Origin of the sequence: Sphingomonas sp., from assembly GCF_036388215.1 — a bacterium.
GTDB lineage: Bacteria > Pseudomonadota > Alphaproteobacteria > Sphingomonadales > Sphingomonadaceae > Sphingomonas.
The window spans coordinates 87,707-102,832 of the sequence record NZ_DASVSH010000010.1 but is presented as its reverse complement, the minus strand read 5'-3'; the positions used below and the strand labels follow the sequence as shown (position 1 = coordinate 102,832).

The 15,126-nt window shown below is 65.0% G+C and carries 9 protein-coding genes; 3 read left to right on the top strand and 6 right to left on the bottom strand.

The genetic code is table 11. From position 1 onward, the window contains the following. Window positions 1–213 precede the first annotated feature (213 nt). Window positions 214–1,686, top strand: coding sequence for a M23 family metallopeptidase (locus tag VF617_RS03980; protein WP_331013716.1), 1,473 nt, complete (start codon window positions 214–216; stop codon window positions 1,684–1,686). Window positions 1,687–1,831: 145 nt separating this feature from the next. Here the strand turns inward: VF617_RS03980 and VF617_RS03975 are convergent, their stop codons facing one another. Beyond that, the gene (locus tag VF617_RS03975) at window positions 1,832–2,581 is read right to left on the bottom strand and encodes a Crp/Fnr family transcriptional regulator (RefSeq protein WP_331013559.1); all 750 of its coding nucleotides are present in this window, start codon (window positions 2,579–2,581) and stop codon (window positions 1,832–1,834) included. 241 nt (window positions 2,582–2,822) lie between these two features. Here VF617_RS03975 and VF617_RS03970 point away from each other — a divergent pair, with 241 nt between their 5' ends. Continuing rightward, window positions 2,823–3,086, top strand: a complete 264-nt coding sequence (locus VF617_RS03970) for a DUF6894 family protein (protein ID WP_331013558.1) — start codon at window positions 2,823–2,825, stop codon at window positions 3,084–3,086. A gap of 217 nt (window positions 3,087–3,303) precedes the next feature. On the opposite strand, the gene VF617_RS03965 is transcribed toward VF617_RS03970, so the two are convergent. From VF617_RS03965 to VF617_RS03945, 5 genes are all read right to left on the bottom strand, one after another. After that, on the bottom strand, window positions 3,304–4,971 hold the full coding sequence (locus tag VF617_RS03965; protein ID WP_414713945.1) for an ATP-binding protein: 1,668 nt from the start codon (window positions 4,969–4,971) through the stop codon (window positions 3,304–3,306). A gap of 78 nt (window positions 4,972–5,049) precedes the next feature. Next, on the bottom strand, window positions 5,050–5,772 hold the full coding sequence (locus VF617_RS03960) for a TIGR02186 family protein (RefSeq protein ID WP_331013714.1): 723 nt from the start codon (window positions 5,770–5,772) through the stop codon (window positions 5,050–5,052). A gap of 35 nt (window positions 5,773–5,807) precedes the next feature. Next, the gene (locus tag VF617_RS03955; protein WP_331013557.1) at window positions 5,808–6,722 is read right to left on the bottom strand and encodes a sulfite exporter TauE/SafE family protein; all 915 of its coding nucleotides are present in this window, start codon (window positions 6,720–6,722) and stop codon (window positions 5,808–5,810) included. A 48-nt stretch (window positions 6,723–6,770) separates the two neighbouring features. Further along, window positions 6,771–7,760: a hypothetical protein gene (locus VF617_RS03950; RefSeq protein WP_331013713.1), complete on the bottom strand. Its 990-nt coding sequence runs from the start codon at window positions 7,758–7,760 to the stop codon at window positions 6,771–6,773. Window positions 7,761–7,762: 2 nt separating this feature from the next. Beyond that, window positions 7,763–9,154: a glycosyl transferase family protein gene (locus VF617_RS03945; protein ID WP_331013556.1), complete on the bottom strand. Its 1,392-nt coding sequence runs from the start codon at window positions 9,152–9,154 to the stop codon at window positions 7,763–7,765. Between the two features lie 154 nt (window positions 9,155–9,308). Here VF617_RS03945 and VF617_RS03940 point away from each other — a divergent pair, with 154 nt between their 5' ends. Further along, complete coding sequence (locus tag VF617_RS03940; protein ID WP_331013555.1) at window positions 9,309–15,062, top strand: alpha-2-macroglobulin family protein; 5,754 nt, start codon at window positions 9,309–9,311, stop codon at window positions 15,060–15,062. Window positions 15,063–15,126 lie beyond the last annotated feature (64 nt).

Here is a 15,126-nt window from a genome sequence, read left to right as displayed (position 1 = left end):
TGGCCTCTCTCCCGCGTTAACCACATTGGATTTGTTGCCGAAGTTCGTGAAAGCATCCCTTCATCTCCGGTGGCGCACAACTCGTCGCACTTGGGACACTCGGACGGGCTGCTTAATTTGACTTTAAGGCCTCGCCTCCACAGTGATCGTACCCGGAGCCGGGGGATACGGCATCATTTTGCGGTCCGTTTTGGGGGGCTTTGCGCCTTGTTCGTGCTTGGTGACGACAGCAGCGGGATGACAGGCGGCGCCGGTGCGCGCGCGCAGAGCCCCGCGCCCCAGGTGTTCAACGCCAAGTTCCGCCGCCGCTTTTCCGATTTCGACGTGATGCCCGATCTTGGATCGCGCATCGGCACGCTCACCTGGTTTCGCGGCGCCGCCACCTGCATCGGCCTGTGCACGCTCACTTTGCTGCTCGCACCCGGCCTCGAAAATCCCATTTACGGCACCGTCCCCGCCAAGCTCACCGGAGCCGAATGGGACGCGGCCCGCGCGCAATCGATCCGCCCGCTGGGCATGGGCGCGACCACGGGCTACCGCGTCGCCGCGTCGAAGCTCGTCGCGCCGTTGACCGACACGCCCGAACGTCCCGTAATCAATCTCGATGCCAAGCTGGCTTCGGGCGACGCATTGCTGGGGGTGCTCCAGCGCTCGGGCGTCGGCAAGGGCGACGCCAGCGCGGTCGGCGCGCTGATCACCAAGGCCGTGGCGTTGGGCGAAATCCAACCCGGCACGATGCTCGACATGACCTTGGGCCGCCGCATCGACAAGTCGCAGCCGCGCCCGCTGGAAAAGCTCGCGTTGCGCGCGCGGTTCGATCTCAAGCTCGAAGTCGCGCGATCGGGCGGCGGCCTCAGCCTCAAGCAGATCCCGATTGCGATCGATCGCACCCCGCTGCGCATCCAGGGGATGATCGGCGGCAGCCTCTATCGCTCGGCGCGCGCCGCCGGTGCGCCCGCCAAGGCTGTGGAAGCCTATATCAAGACGCTCGCCAGCCGCGTGCCGGTCTCGCGGCTCGGCTCGGGCTGCAAGTTCGACATCATCATCGGCCAGGCCCGCGCCGAGACCGGCGAGGTCCAGCTCGGCAACCTCATGTTTGCGGGCGTCAGCGGTTGCTCGAACACCGTCCAGATGCTGCCCTGGGAAACCGGCGGCAAGACCGAATGGTTCGATAGCGCCGGCAAGGGCAGCACGACCGGCACGATGGGCATGCCCGCCAATGGCCGCTTCTCCTCGGGATTCGGCATGCGCCGCCACCCGATTCTCGGTTATGCCCGGATGCACAAGGGAATCGATATCGCCGCGGCATGGGGCGCGCCGGTATTCGCGGCGGCTGACGGCGTGGTCCAGGTTGCCGGGCGCAGTTCGGGCTATGGCAATCTCATCCGGATCAGCCATGGCGGCGGCAATGGCAGCGGCTACGGCCATCTCAGCCGCATTTACGTGCGCTCCGGCCAGCAAGTCCGCAAGGGCCAGCAGATCGGCGCGGTAGGCAACACCGGCATGTCGACCGGGCCGCATCTGCACTACGAATGGTATCGGGGCGGCGTGGCGGTCAATCCGCGCTCGATTTCCTTCAGCACGACCAAGCAGCTGACCGGCGGCGCGCTCGGCGAATTCCGCGCGAAGCTCGGGGCGATGCTCGCGGTTCCAGTGGGGCATGGCGCGAGCAGGGACGAGGACTAAGTTTTCTCAAATAGCTGACTAAGGCCGTTCTTTGCGAAGCAGGGTCCGGGGCGAGCCGGTCTCGCCTGGCGATCCTGTCTGCGGACCTGACGGCGAACGGCGTGAAAGCGGTCGCTAACCGATAGTCACAACCCCTGCGATAGCGTCAGGCCTTTTCGCCCGATCGCTGCGGCTCAAGGTGCAGGTAGCGCTGGTTGAAGTCCCCGGCGCTCCGCAGCGCCGACCAATTCGGAAAGCCTACACTGCGCTTGGTTCGCGAGATCAGGCCTTCCCTTTCCAACGTCTTCAGTGTGCGGTTCACGTGTACCGGGGTCAGCCCCACTGCGTCGCCGAGTTGCTCCTGTGTCATCGGCAGCTCATAGCCATATTCTTCTGCCAGCCCCTCCGCATCGAGGCGCACACCAAGCTCGCAGAGCAAATGAGCGACTCGTGTTCTTGCGTCGCGACGGCCCACGTTCAAAACCCACTCCCGAAACACCGAGGCCTCGACAAGGATTTTGACTAATATCGCATGAGCGATGGAGGTGTTTGAGCGCGTCAGCTGCTGGACATCGGTTCGTGGAATATAGGCTACATCACCACGCGTGAGCATTTGAACGTTGTGATCCGACACGTCGAGGAACAGATTTTGAAAATCGAGCGCATCGCCGGGAATATGCAGGGAAACGATTTGGCGGGTGCCGTCCCCCGTCAGCTTATGCCGATAGGCGAAACCGGACATCAAGACAGCGCAGTTTACGACCGGCTCCGCTTCGCGAACCAGATATGTCCCTGCTTCAAGCGTCCGGACAAAGGTCGGAAGCGCTAGTATCGCCGCGCAATCCTCGCCGCTCAACTCCGATCGCAATTGGAGATTCCGCACCAGTAGCGCGAGGGGTTCTTCTTTTATACGCATTTTATAATCCCGCTAGAGAGGGGCGGGAGCGCGAATAATCTCTCAGCCGTCAAAACCCAATATAGTCATTCGACGATTGTTTTCCCTAACACGCGACGATTATTTTGTCTTAATAAATGTTCTGTTGACCAATTTGACTTGGATTAATCTTAGAGAGGTGATATGCTGTCTGCATCGTCGCATATCCAGGATGCGACGGCTGAGAGACGCACGTGCTCCCCCCTTATGCAGGAGCACCATTATGGCGCAGTATTTTCTGCACCTCCGCGATCACGTGGACGAAGTTCTCGATCCAGATGGCTTGGACTTCGAAGACATGGATGCTTTGAGAAGTGCCGTCGTGGCATGTGCTCGCGACGTGATATGCGGCGACTTGCGGAATGGACTTATCGATCTTCGCTATCGTATCGACGCGGAGAATGCGCAGGGTCAGATTGTGTATTCGCTGCCGTTTAGCGCCGCTTTCAGCATCATCCCTGAACACCCTCCCGCAAATGATTTGTGATGCACGGCCGCAACTGGGTCGGTAGGGCGCCCCGCGAGGCGCTGCTGTCCTACATCCGCTGAATCTGCCACGTTCGAGTCATGCTTGCGGCATTGCCTTTCGACACCATCATTGTCTGCGCAACAATGCTCCTCGTCTGGGAAACGACGTTCACGATTCGCGGGAAAAGTGCGAAGCTAAGCCGCCATTCCCCTACATTAAGCGAGCGCCGAAGCCTTTACTTCCCCTGTGCGCGCCAGCGCCGAATCGTACGCTCGAGGATCTGGTCATCGCCGCCGGATTCGCGCCACAGTTCTGAGAAGAGCGGGTCCTCGGATGCCGGGCGCTTCGATTCCTCGAGATTGTCGAAGAGCAGGCGGATCGGCGTCGATACGCCCTCTCCCACCGCGATGCATTCGCGGTTGCGCAGCGCCGGGATCGAATCGAGGAATCCGCGCGCGCCTTCGGGCATGGCGGCGCGCACGAATGCCTGGTCGCGCTCGTTGTTCAATCGCATCGACAGGATCGTGCCGCATTGCGAGAGCACGCCTTCGGCAAGGTCGGAGGGGCGCTGCGTGATCAGTCCCAGCGAAACGCCGTATTTGCGGCCTTCCTTGGCGATCCGGCTGAGGATGCGGCCAACCGACGATCCGTCGGCGTTGCGGTCGTTGGGCACATAGCGATGTGCTTCCTCGCAAACGAGGAGCACGGGGCGCTTGGCCTCGCCGCGCGACCAGATCGCGAAATCGAAAACCATGCGGGAAAGGACCGCCACGACCACCGATGTGATTTCGGACGGCACACCCGAAACGTCGATGATCGAGATCGGCTTGCCCTCGCCGGGCATGCGGAAGATCCGCGCGATGAACTGCTGCATCGTGTCCGCGACCAGCATGCCGGAAAACATGAAGGCATAGCGTGGATCGGCCTTGATCTCGTCGATCTTGGAACGAAGCCGCAGATAGGGGGCAGTGTCCGTCGCCTTGTCCATCTTGCCCATTTCGATCTGGATGATCTGGGTCAGGTCGGAAAGGAGGTAGGGGATCGGCGCATCCACGGTGAGCTTGCCGATCTCGGCGGCAAGCCGGTTCTTCGATTTGGCCATGAGCAGGCATTTGGCGAAGATATCGGCATCCACCTGGCGGTCCGATCCCTGGGTGGTGAGGAACACTTCGCAATGTTCCTCGAAATTCATCAGCCAATAGGGCATCGCCAGGTTCGACACGTCGTACAGCGCGCCGGTGTTCTTGAACGCGCTGGCATATTCGCCGTGGGGATCGATCATCACGATATGGCCCTGCGGCGCGATCTCGCAGATCCGGTGCAGGATCAGCGCGGCGGCGGTCGATTTGCCGGTGCCGGTCGAGCCCAGCAGCGCGAAATGCTTGCCGAGCATCGCATCGATATAGAGCGCCGCGCGGATGTCCTTGGTCGGATAGACATGGCCGATCTCGATATGCGCGCGATCGTCGGCCGCGTAGATTTGCTTGAGGTCCGCGGTCGATACCGGAAACACCAGGCAGCCCGGCGTCGGGTAGCGCGTCACGCCGCGGCGGAATTTGTAGAGCTTGCCGGTCAGCCGCTCCTCGTCGCCTTCGCCGAGAAAATCGATCTGGGCCGCGATATGGTCGCCATCCAGCTTGAGCGCGCGGACATTGGCGATCAGCCATGTGCTGCCGACGCGCATCTTGACCTGGGCGCCGACCTGGCCGGAATTCGCGATCGCCACATCCGTGTCGCCGGCAAGCGCCGCGACCGATTGGGCGTCAAGCATCACCTGGCTGGAAGAACCCGCGATTTCGACCACCACGCCGATCGGCTGCAGCTGCGCGCGCGCCGGCATTGCAGCATCCGATGAGAGAGGCGCCGCGCTGTCGAAACCGCGCGCGCCATACTGGCCGTCCATCGGATGCTCCCCGTTGTGGGGAGCCTTTGTGCCGACCGGAGGTAAAGATACGGTGTGCTTCCAACGGGGCGGCCCCCTTCAAAAGCGCCGCCAGATCGCACCGGCGCTCCAGCCGAACAGGATGGACAGCGCCACCGCCGCCAGGCCGTAAAGCCAGGAATGCCGCTCGGCGCTGGTGGCTACGAACCGCTCGAAGCCCGATTTGCGGATATCGATCGGGCGTACCGCCGCCGCCAGCACGCGGCCGTCGCGGATCAGGAAGGTCTCCGCCGTGAAGCGGCCGACGGGCACGCGAGCCGGGATATTGAGCCGGGCCCGGTAAAGCACGCCGTCGGTGATTTCCACGGCATTGGGGGCTTCGTAATAGAGCCCGGTGCGGGTCTTGAGATCGACCAGCCCCTTGTCGAAACGGGCCTGCACTTGCGGTATCGCGCCGGAAGCGGGCGACAATTGCAGACTGTCGACACCGAGTTCGTAGATCGCGCGGGTGCGCTCGTCCACGAGCTGAGCGATCGGGCGCGAGGAAGCGACTGCGAAGAAGCTGGGGGCCGAGCGATAGCGCATCCGCTCCGCATTGACCCAGATGCCCGCCACTTTCTCCTTCTCGCGAACCAATACCGATTGCGTCGGCCCCTTGACGACCACGACTATATCGGCGGGTTTCTCCCCATCGGCGGGCACGCGGCCACCGGGATAAAGGATGGCGCCGAACAGCAGAAGGTCCGCGCCGGTGAACGAATAGGCGATCTCGATATCGCGCTGCGACACGTCGGGAACGAGCACCGGCTTGGCCTGCCCCATGAGGAGCGGGGCAAACAGGATCGGGGCAAGGCGCTTCACGAGAGCTCGACCGTGTATATCTCGTCGGGCCGCCAGGCGAGGCCGAGCAACATGCGCAGCGCGACCGCGAGGACGATCACCGCGAGCAGCAGTCGCAGATATTCGGGCTTCGCCTTTTGCGCGAGCCTGGCGCCGATCTGCGCGCCAACGACCGAGCCGAGCAGCAGCAGCGCCGCGAGCACGATATCGACTGCCTTGGTGGTGGTGGCGTGGACCATCGTCGCCGCCGCAGTGACGAACAGGATCTGGAACAGTGAGGTCCCCACCACGACCTGCGCCCCCATGCCCAGCAGATAGAGCATCGCCGGCACCAGGATGAAGCCCCCGCCGATGCCGAGCAGCACGGTCAGGATCCCCGTGACGAAGCCGAGGAGCAGCGGAGCGAGTGGCGAGATATAGAGGCCCGAACGATAGAAGCGCCACCTGAGCGGGAGCATCGCCACCAGCGGGTGGTGCCGCCGCCGCCGCGGCTTGGCCGGCGCGCGTCCGCGGGTCACGCGAATCGCCCCCACCGATTCATGAAACATCAGCCCGCCGATCGAGCCGAGCATCAGCACATAAAGGATCGCGATCACTGTATCGATCAGGCCGCTTGCGCGGAGCAGGGTAAACAGCGCGGCGCCCGCTAGACTTCCGATCACGCCCCCCGCCACGAGCACCCACCCCATATGCACATCGACACCGTCGCGCCGGAAATGCGCGAATACTCCAGATACGCTGGCCCCAGTCACCTGGCTCGCCGCGGATGCGGCGGCTACCGTGGGCGGAATGCCGTAGAAGATCAGCAAGGGCGTGGTTAGAAACCCGCCGCCCACGCCGAACATCCCGGAAAGCAGGCCCACGCCGAGCCCGAGCCCGACGATGACAAGGGCGTTGACCGAGAGATTGGCGATGGGAAGGTAGAGATCCATTGTCCCCAGGCGATACCGCGTTTGGGCTTAGGTGCAAAAGGTGAGGGCCTAGAAATCGCCGCCAAGGGTTAGCGCCGCGCCTGATCCGGGGCGGGCGCGGCCGGCGATGCGCTGACGCCAGTCCAGCGAAAGGCGGAGGAGGCCAAGGGCGAGGGTGGTGGAAGGTCCGATGTCGAGCCGCTGCGCGCCGCGCTGCGCGGCGGCCCAGGCGCCCAGGCCGATCGACAGGCGCGCACGGCGTTCGATAATCGGATGCGTAAACCGCGCCGCGCCATCCGCATAAGGCTCGATCCGATGGCGGGTGATCGCCCCCGCTTGGCCGTAGCTTTCGAGCCGGAATCCTCTCAGCTCGGTATCGAGGCCGCCGACTACGCCCAGGCCCGTGCCGCCCGGCGTTCCGTCGAGCCCTACGCGCTGTTCGGCCAGGATACGCAAAGGCGCTCTGGTCGGCTGCCATTCTACTCCGATGGCCGCCTCACGTCCCTTCCCCGCGAGGGGCGAGGTGACTCGGACGAAGGCGGCTATCCGGTGGCGCGGTGACAGCTGATAAGCGAGCCGCACCCCCGCCTGCCCGCCCCCGATCTGCCCGCCGGGTGCAGTGCTGGTTCCGCGTCCGCCGCGCGCGACGAACCATCCGCCGGCCGACCATCGGTCGGGCCTTGATGCGATCGGGTCGGGGGCGGCCGCGGGCGGCAGGACGCCAGGCTCTGGCGGCGGCAAAAATCGCGGCGGGCTCGCGAGGTGAAAGGTCAGAGGTACGGCCGGAGCACGCAATGTCTCGAGTGCCGAGGCCATCCGTGCCGCCGCTGGCACGAATGGGCGCTTGCGTCCTGCGGCGCCAACCGGCGGGGCGGCTATACCTGGTCGGGAAGATATCATTGCCGGCCCAGCGGGGGCGGCATTCGCGGTGGCAGGTGGAAGCCCTAGCGCCTTGATCGCCTCGGGCAAGGAGCCGGTCTCTGGCCACAGCAGCACGACTCGCGCGCCGACCCAGCCGATGCCCACCAGAGCGAGAAACCGCAGCGGCCGGCCGCGCATACTCAAGCCGTCACCCGTTCGACATCATCGGGAAACTGGTGAGCGGTCTTGTCCCAGCGGGGTGCCGCGCCGGCCAGGATCTTCAAATATAACAACAGTGCACGGCGCGCGGCGAACAACGCGATCAGATTGCCGACCAGCACCCGAGGCAGCGACCACAAAGCTTCGCGCACCCCATAACCCCGCCACACGAACAGCGCACGCATCGACAAGCGCCAGACCAGCAACGCGGCATTCGTCAAGAGCAGTTCCACGATCAGTGGCGGGAGGCCGGGCGGCCTGCTTCCCACGAAAAGATGGGACCCAAGCGATGTGCCCCACATCGCGAACGCTGCATAAGCTATGGCGAGCACCGGGATCGCCAGCGTGGCGCGCCGGTCACGCATTCGCATCCAGTGATCCCCGATTGCCTCGATGCGGCCCCAGCCGGTGCGGTCCCATCCGATGAGCGCGATCCCCGTAAGCCAGCGCGCCTTTTGCCGTATTGCCGCGTTCAGCGTGTCGGGGAAATAGGCGCGCACCGCGACCGGACGTCCGCCGGGGCGCTCGGGCACGCGGACCAGCGCGGTTTCGCCGCCGAGTGCGGCGACAGTGAGCCCGAGCTCATAATCTTCGGTGAGCGAGGTCGCGTCGAACGGGCCATCCCCGCGCATATCAGCGATCCGTCCGAGCATGTCTCGCCGCACCGCGCAGCCGACGCCGGCGAGCGGCATTCCGGCGCCCAATGCCTGGCGAACGACCAGCGATTTTCCGTGAGCCTCGGCGAATTCGTCGCAATAATGCCCGGCGACCAGGCGGGAGCGCGGATGCGGCAGGGGCATCACTGGAAGCTGGATGGCAGAGTAGCGCTGCAGCCACTGTGCGTAGATTCGCAGTTCAAGCGGATGGACCACATCCTCCGCGTCGTGCAGCGCTACCGCGACTACCGCACTCGCTTGCGCCGCTTCATCTAGCAGCATGGCGTGCCATAAATTGTTCAGGCAATCGGCCTTGGTCGTCGGTCCCGGCGCCCCGCCGATCACCAGACGCACGCGGCAATCGGCGGCCGCTACATCGCGCACCGCAGCGATCGTGGCGGGATCGTTGGGATAGGCACCGACATAGAGGACATAATCGGTGTGATCGAAGCGGGCGAGCGCCGTGCGCAACATATCGCCGATCACGGCGGATTCATCCCAGGCGGGGATGAACACAGCGATCCGACCCGGCGGCGGAGCGGCCAGAGGGCAGGGCGCGGCGCTGGAAGGGTGCACCCACGCGCAGAGTCTCCGGCCGAAATAGATCAGATCGACAAGCAGATCGTCGATCCCGCCGACAAGGAACCAGATCGCCGCGAACAAGGTCGCTTCGTGCGCAGCCGCGTCGATCCCGGCGATCAGAGTCGCTCCGTCCACCCCATTCCCCCGATTCGGAGTGGACCGCATTCGTAACGAATTGGCAACGCCCAAAAAAGGATGCGTCGGCACGGGTGCCCAATAAGGTTAATTCCCCGCTGGACTCGTTTCGCTCGCGCACTAGGGTGTCAGCGCTGCCAAAGGGGAGGTTGCCATGAAGCTCGTTGCTCGGCTCGGGATATTGGCGCTGGTCGCGGCACCGCTGGGAGCGATCGCAGCATTTGGCGACAACAGCCCGCAAGTCGAGATGGCGACGCCCGGTATCGGCGACGGCGCGATCGAGCGCTTCACCGCGCGGTTCAACACTGCGATGGTTCCCTTGGGCGATCCGCGCGCGACCTCTCCCTTCACCGTCGAGTGTCCGGTCGGCGGCGAGGGACGCTGGGTCGATCAGCAGACCTTCGTTCATGAATTTGCCAGCCCGCTCCCGGGCGGAGTGACGTGCAAGTTCAAGCTGCGCGACAAGCTCAAGAGCCTGGGCGGCTATGGAGTGACGGGGCAGCACGAGTTCACCGTCGACAGCGGTGGGCCGATCGCGCGCGAAGTGCTCCCCAGCCGCTATGGCAGCGAGATCGAGGAGGATCAGGTCTTTCTCATAGCCGCGAACCTGGCGCCCGATCGCGCTTCGGTGGCTGCAAATGCCTATTGCTCGGTCGACGGAGTCGGCGAGAAGATCCCGGTCGATGTGATGCCGGACGACATCGCGCCCAAGCTGCTCGCTGATCTCGGCACCGACCGCTGGGAAGTGCAAAGCTTCCTGACCAATTCCGGACTGCCCGGAGCGCTTCCCGCCAAAGCCGAGGACCGCGCTGCGGCGCTGGCGAGCGTAGTGGCGGTCAAGTGCCGCCGTCCGCTGCCGCCCGGCCGCGACATGGCGCTGGTATGGGGCAAGGACGTCAAGAGCGCTTCTGGGCGCATTGCCGGAGCCGACCAGCGCTTTGATTTCACAGTGCGCAAGCCGTTCGCGGCGCGCTTTGAATGCTCGCGCGTCAATCCGCAGGCTGGGTGCAACCCGGTCAAGGACGCGTGGGTGCGTTTCTCGGCGGCGATTCCGCGGGCGCAGGCCGAAGCAGTGCGGATCACCTTGCCGGACGGGAAACAACTGACGCCGATGTTCGCGGACGACGACAAGAACAAGGCACATGTCGCCGATCTCAAGTTCAAGGCGCCGCTCCCCGCCGCACTTACGGCGAAGCTCAGCCTGCCCGCCGATGTCGCCGACGAGAGCGGGCGGAAGCTTTCCAATGCGGAGCGCTTTCCGCTCGACGTTAAATTTGATGCCCCCCCGCCGCTGGTGAAGTTCGCGGCGGACTTCGGCATCCTGGAGGCAAAGGAAGGCGGCGTGCTGCCGGTGACCGTGCGCAATGTCGAGGCCGAGCTGGGCGGCAACCGCATGGATGTGGGTGGACAGAGCCTGAAGGTCGCGGGCGGCGACGGCGAGATCGCCAAATGGCTCCGCGCGCTCGGCGACGCCGCGGAGACCAAATCGGACGAGATCAAGAAGGGCGGCGAGACCACCTATGTCAACCAGACCGGGGCGAAGCCGCTGCTGACGCCGGCCACCGGCAAGCCGTTCAAGGTTGGCCTGCCAGGCAAGGGCAAGGAATTCGAAGTCGTCGGGATTCCGTTGGAGAAGCCCGGATTCTATATCGTCGAACTCGCCTCGCCGCAGCTCGGCGCGGCTTTGCTAGGCCGCAATGCGCCGCGTTATGTGGCGGCGGGCGCGCTGGTCACCAATATGAGCGTCCATTTCAAATGGGGCCGCGAGCAATCGCTCGTATGGGTCACGGCGCTCGATACGGGCATGGGAGTCAGCGCCGACATCCAGGTCACGGACAGCTGCACCGGGCAACTTCTCGCCAAGGGCAAGAGCGACGCTTCGGGGCGCCTCAGCGTGCCCGCAGGCCTGCCCAAGCCCGAAACCTCTGCGAGCTGCGAGAATGGCAACAGCGCGCCGCTGATGATCTCCGCGCGCAGCGGCGACGATTTCAGCTTCACGCTCACCGAATGGGGCCAGGGCATCCGGCCCTATGATTTCGACCTCAGCTATGGCTGGAACGATCCCGAGGACGTGTTCCACACCGTGTTCGACCGGGCACTCGTCCGCCAGGGCGAGACGATCCACATGAAGCATATCGTGCGCAAGCCGATCGCTTCGGGCTTCGGGACCTCTCCGGCCTTCACGGGAACCCTACGCCTGTCGCATCGCGGATCGGACACCAAATACGACCTGCCCTTGTCGATCGACGCGAACGGCGTCGGAGAAACCGAGTGGACCGCACCCGGGGGCGCCAAGATGGGCGACTATGACATCCAGGTGCTGCTCAAGAAGGACGGCGAGGACAAGACCGTCTGGACGCAGCAATCGTTCAAGATCGACGAATACAAGCTGCCGACGATGCGCGCGACGGTGAACGGGCCCAAGGAGGCCGCGGTACGGCCCACATCGCTCCCGCTCGACCTGTTCGTCGGCTATCTCTCCGGCGGGGGCGCGGCGAACCTGCCGGTCGAGATGCGGATCGGCTATTACGATACCAACGGCGTGCCCGACGGCTATGAAGGCTATACCTTTGGCGGACGCCCGATGGCCGAGGGGGTCAAGCCGATGGACGGCGAAGGCGAGGACGAGACCGTCCAGCTCCCGCCAACCCAGACGCTGCCCGTGACATTGGGCGCGGATGGCGCGGCGCGCACTAGTATCGAAGTGCCCCAGACGCTGGACCAGCTTACGTCGATGGCAATCGAGATGGATTACCAGGACGCCAACGGCCAGATCCTGACCGCATCGCGGCGCATCCCGATCTACACTTCGGGCGTGCAACTGGGCGTCAAGACCGATGGCTGGCTGATGAAGCAGGACGATCTGCGCCTGCGCTTCGTGGCGCTCGATACTCAGGGCAAGCCGCTTGCCAACCAGTCGGTCTCCGTCGAGCTCTACAGCCGCCAGATCCTCACCGCTCGGCGGCGGCTGATCGGCGGCTTTTATGCATATGACAATCAGATGAAGACGACGCGGCTTGGCGCGACTTGCTCGGCGACGACCGATGCCCAGGGGCTGGCGACTTGCCAGCTGAATCCGGGAGTTTCGGGCGAAGTATACGCAGTCGCGACGACCAAGGACGGCGCCGGCAATGTCGCGCGCGCGACGCAATCGGTGTGGCTGGTCGGCGACGAGGATTGGTGGTTCGGCGGCGACAATGGCGACCGCATGGACGTCATCCCCGAGAAGCAGCAATATAAGGCGGGCGAGACCGCCAAATTCCAGGTCCGCATGCCCTTCCGCGACGCGACCGCGCTGGTAACGGTCGAGCGCGAAGGGGTGCTTTCGAGCTTCGTCGTCGGGCTTACGGGCAAGGATCCGGTAATCGAAGTGCCGATGCCCGCGTCCTATGCGCCCGACATATATGTATCGGTGATGGCGGTGCGTGGCCGCGTGTCGGGCTGGAGCAATTGGGGCTCGGGGATGGCGCGCGACTGGGGCGTGCCTTTCTTCTCGAAGGATGGCGGCGCGCCGACCGCGACGGTCGATCTCGCCAAGCCCGCCTACCGGCTCGGCATCGCCAAGGTGAAGGTGGGCTGGGAAGGCCATAAGCTCGACGTGACGGTGAAGGCCGACAAGCCGAGCTATGGCGCGCGCGCCACTGCGGCGGTGGACGTGACGGTGAAGACATCGGACGGGAAGCCTGCCGCAACTGCCGATGTCGCCTTTGCCGCGGTCGACGAAGCCTTGCTCCAGCTCGCGCCCAATGAAAGCTGGGATGTGCTCACTGCGATGATGGGCGATCGCCCGATCTCGGTGCTCACTTCCACGGCGCAGACGCAGGTCGTCGGCAAGCGGCATTACGGCAAGAAGGCCGTGGAGGCCGGCGGCGGTGGCGGTGGCGACTTGTCCGGCCTCAACCGCGAGAATTTCCAGCCGGTACTCTTGTGGAAAGGCAAGGTCGCGCTCGATGCCGATGGGCATGCCCGTGTCGATGTGCCGCTCAACGATGCGCTGACTGCGTTCAAGCTCGTCGCGATCGCAACCGACGGGACGAATCTGTTCGGCACGGGATCGGCAAGCGTGCGGACCGCGCAGGACCTGTCGATCTATGCCGGCGTGCCGCAGCTCGTGCGCACCGGCGACCAGTTCGGCGCGATCTTCACGCTGCGCAACGGATCCGACAAGCCGATGAAAGTGACGGCCAATGTTGAGCTGAGCCCACGCGTGGCGACGGGCAAGGCATTGACGGTCGAGATTCCCGCCGGCGGCGCTGCGCCGATCGTGTGGAACCTGACTGCGCCGCCCGCGGAAGGGAGGCTGACCTGGACGGTCTCGGCGCGCACCGAAGACGGCAAGGCGACCGACAAGGTGACGACCGTGCAGGACGTCGTCCCCGCCGTTCCGGTCGAGACCTGGGCCGCCAGCCTCGCGCGCGTCGGCGCGGGAACGAGCTTCTCGATCGCGCCGCCCGCGGGCGCCCTGCCCGGCTTCGGGATGGTCGAAGTGAGCCTTGCCGACACGCTCGCGCCCCCGCTTCAGGGCGTGCGGGATTACATGTCCGGCTATCCCTATGGCTGCCTCGAGCAGCGCACGTCGCGCGCGATCGCGCTGGGCGATACGGGGATGTGGAACCTGATATCGGGCGAGCTGCCGGCTTATCTGGATGACGATGGGTTGCTGCGTTACTTCCCGGGCGACTGGCCGGGATCGGAGGCGCTGACGGCCTATATGCTTTCGATCACTTCAGAAGCCGGGCTCCCGCTTCCCGAAGCGCCGCGCGCCAAGATGGTGGAGGCGCTCAAGCGCGTCCTGGACGGCAAGCTGCGCCATGAGGATTATGGCGATGTGAGGCTCCAGCGCCTGGCGGCGTTCACTGCGCTTGCCCGTGCAGGGGCGGCGACCGCCAACATGGTGGGCCAGGTGGGGATGGGCGTGGCCGAAATGCCAACCTCGAGCCTGGCCGATTATGCCGCCGCGCTCGGCAAGGTTCCGGGGCTCGCCAATGGCCAGCAGCTCCGGCTGGATGCCGAAAAGACGCTGCGCACGCGCCTCAGCTATGAAGGCACTCGCATCGACATCGCCGACAAGGGCAAGATGCCCTGGTGGCTGATGGCATCGGACGACGAAGCGGCGATCAAGGCGCTGCTCGCCACGCTCGGCCGCCCCGGCTGGAACGACGATACCGCAAAGATGATGGTCGGGCTGGCGATGCGCCAGCAGCGCGGCCATTGGGATACGACGCCCGCCAATGCCTGGGGCTCGGTGGCGGCGCGCAGGTTCATGGCGGCCTATCCGGCGGAAGCGATCGCCGGGATCACTACGGCGAGCCTGGGCGGATCGAGCGTGAGCCGTAGCTGGCCGCTCGCCGAGCCGCAGCGGCTGTTCAGCCTGCCGCTGCCCGCACAGACCACTCCACTGATCCTGGCCCAGAGCGGCGGCGCGGGGCCCTGGGCCTTTGTGCGCGTGAAGGCGGCCGTGCCGCTCACCCAACCTTTGATGGCGGGATATAAGGCGACGAAGAAGGTCGAGGCCGTCAAGCAGGCGACGCCGAATGCCTGGACGCGCGGCGACGTGGTCAAGGTGACGATCAGCGTGGAGGCATCAGCCGAGCGCAACTGGGTGGTGGTCAACGATCCGGTGCCGGCAGGCGCTACGATCGTCGGCAATCTGGGCGGGCAGTCCGAAATGCTCGCGGCACAGGCCGCAACCGGCGATGGCGTGTCGCCGAGCTATACCGAGCGCGGGCGCGATTCGTGGCGGGCTTATTATGGCTGGGTGCCGCGCGGCACCTTCACCGTATCCTATGTGATGCGGCTCGACGCCGCAGGGCGCTTCGGCCTGCCGGCGACGCGAATCGAGGCGATGTACTCGCCCGAGATCCGCGCGCAAATCCCCAACCAGCCGATGGTGGTCGCGCAAAGGTGAACTGGACGGAATTGGGCGAACGGTTCCCGCGCATATCGCGGGCCGTCCGCTGGATCGACGACAC

Coding starts and splice junctions, on each gene's coding strand:
- VF617_RS03965 (WP_414713945.1), bottom strand. CDS start 4,971: ATGGACGGCCAGTATGGCGCGCGCGGTTTCGACAGCGCGGCGCCTCTC.
- VF617_RS03950 (WP_331013713.1), bottom strand. CDS start 7,760: ATGCGCGGCCGGCCGCTGCGGTTTCTCGCTCTGGTGGGCATCGGCTGG.
- VF617_RS03955 (WP_331013557.1), bottom strand. CDS start 6,722: ATGGATCTCTACCTTCCCATCGCCAATCTCTCGGTCAACGCCCTTGTC.
- VF617_RS03975 (WP_331013559.1), bottom strand. CDS start 2,581: ATGCGTATAAAAGAAGAACCCCTCGCGCTACTGGTGCGGAATCTCCAA.
- VF617_RS03970 (WP_331013558.1), top strand. CDS start 2,823: ATGGCGCAGTATTTTCTGCACCTCCGCGATCACGTGGACGAAGTTCTC.
- VF617_RS03940 (WP_331013555.1), top strand. CDS start 9,309: ATGAAGCTCGTTGCTCGGCTCGGGATATTGGCGCTGGTCGCGGCACCG.
- VF617_RS03960 (WP_331013714.1), bottom strand. CDS start 5,772: ATGGGGCAGGCCAAGCCGGTGCTCGTTCCCGACGTGTCGCAGCGCGAT.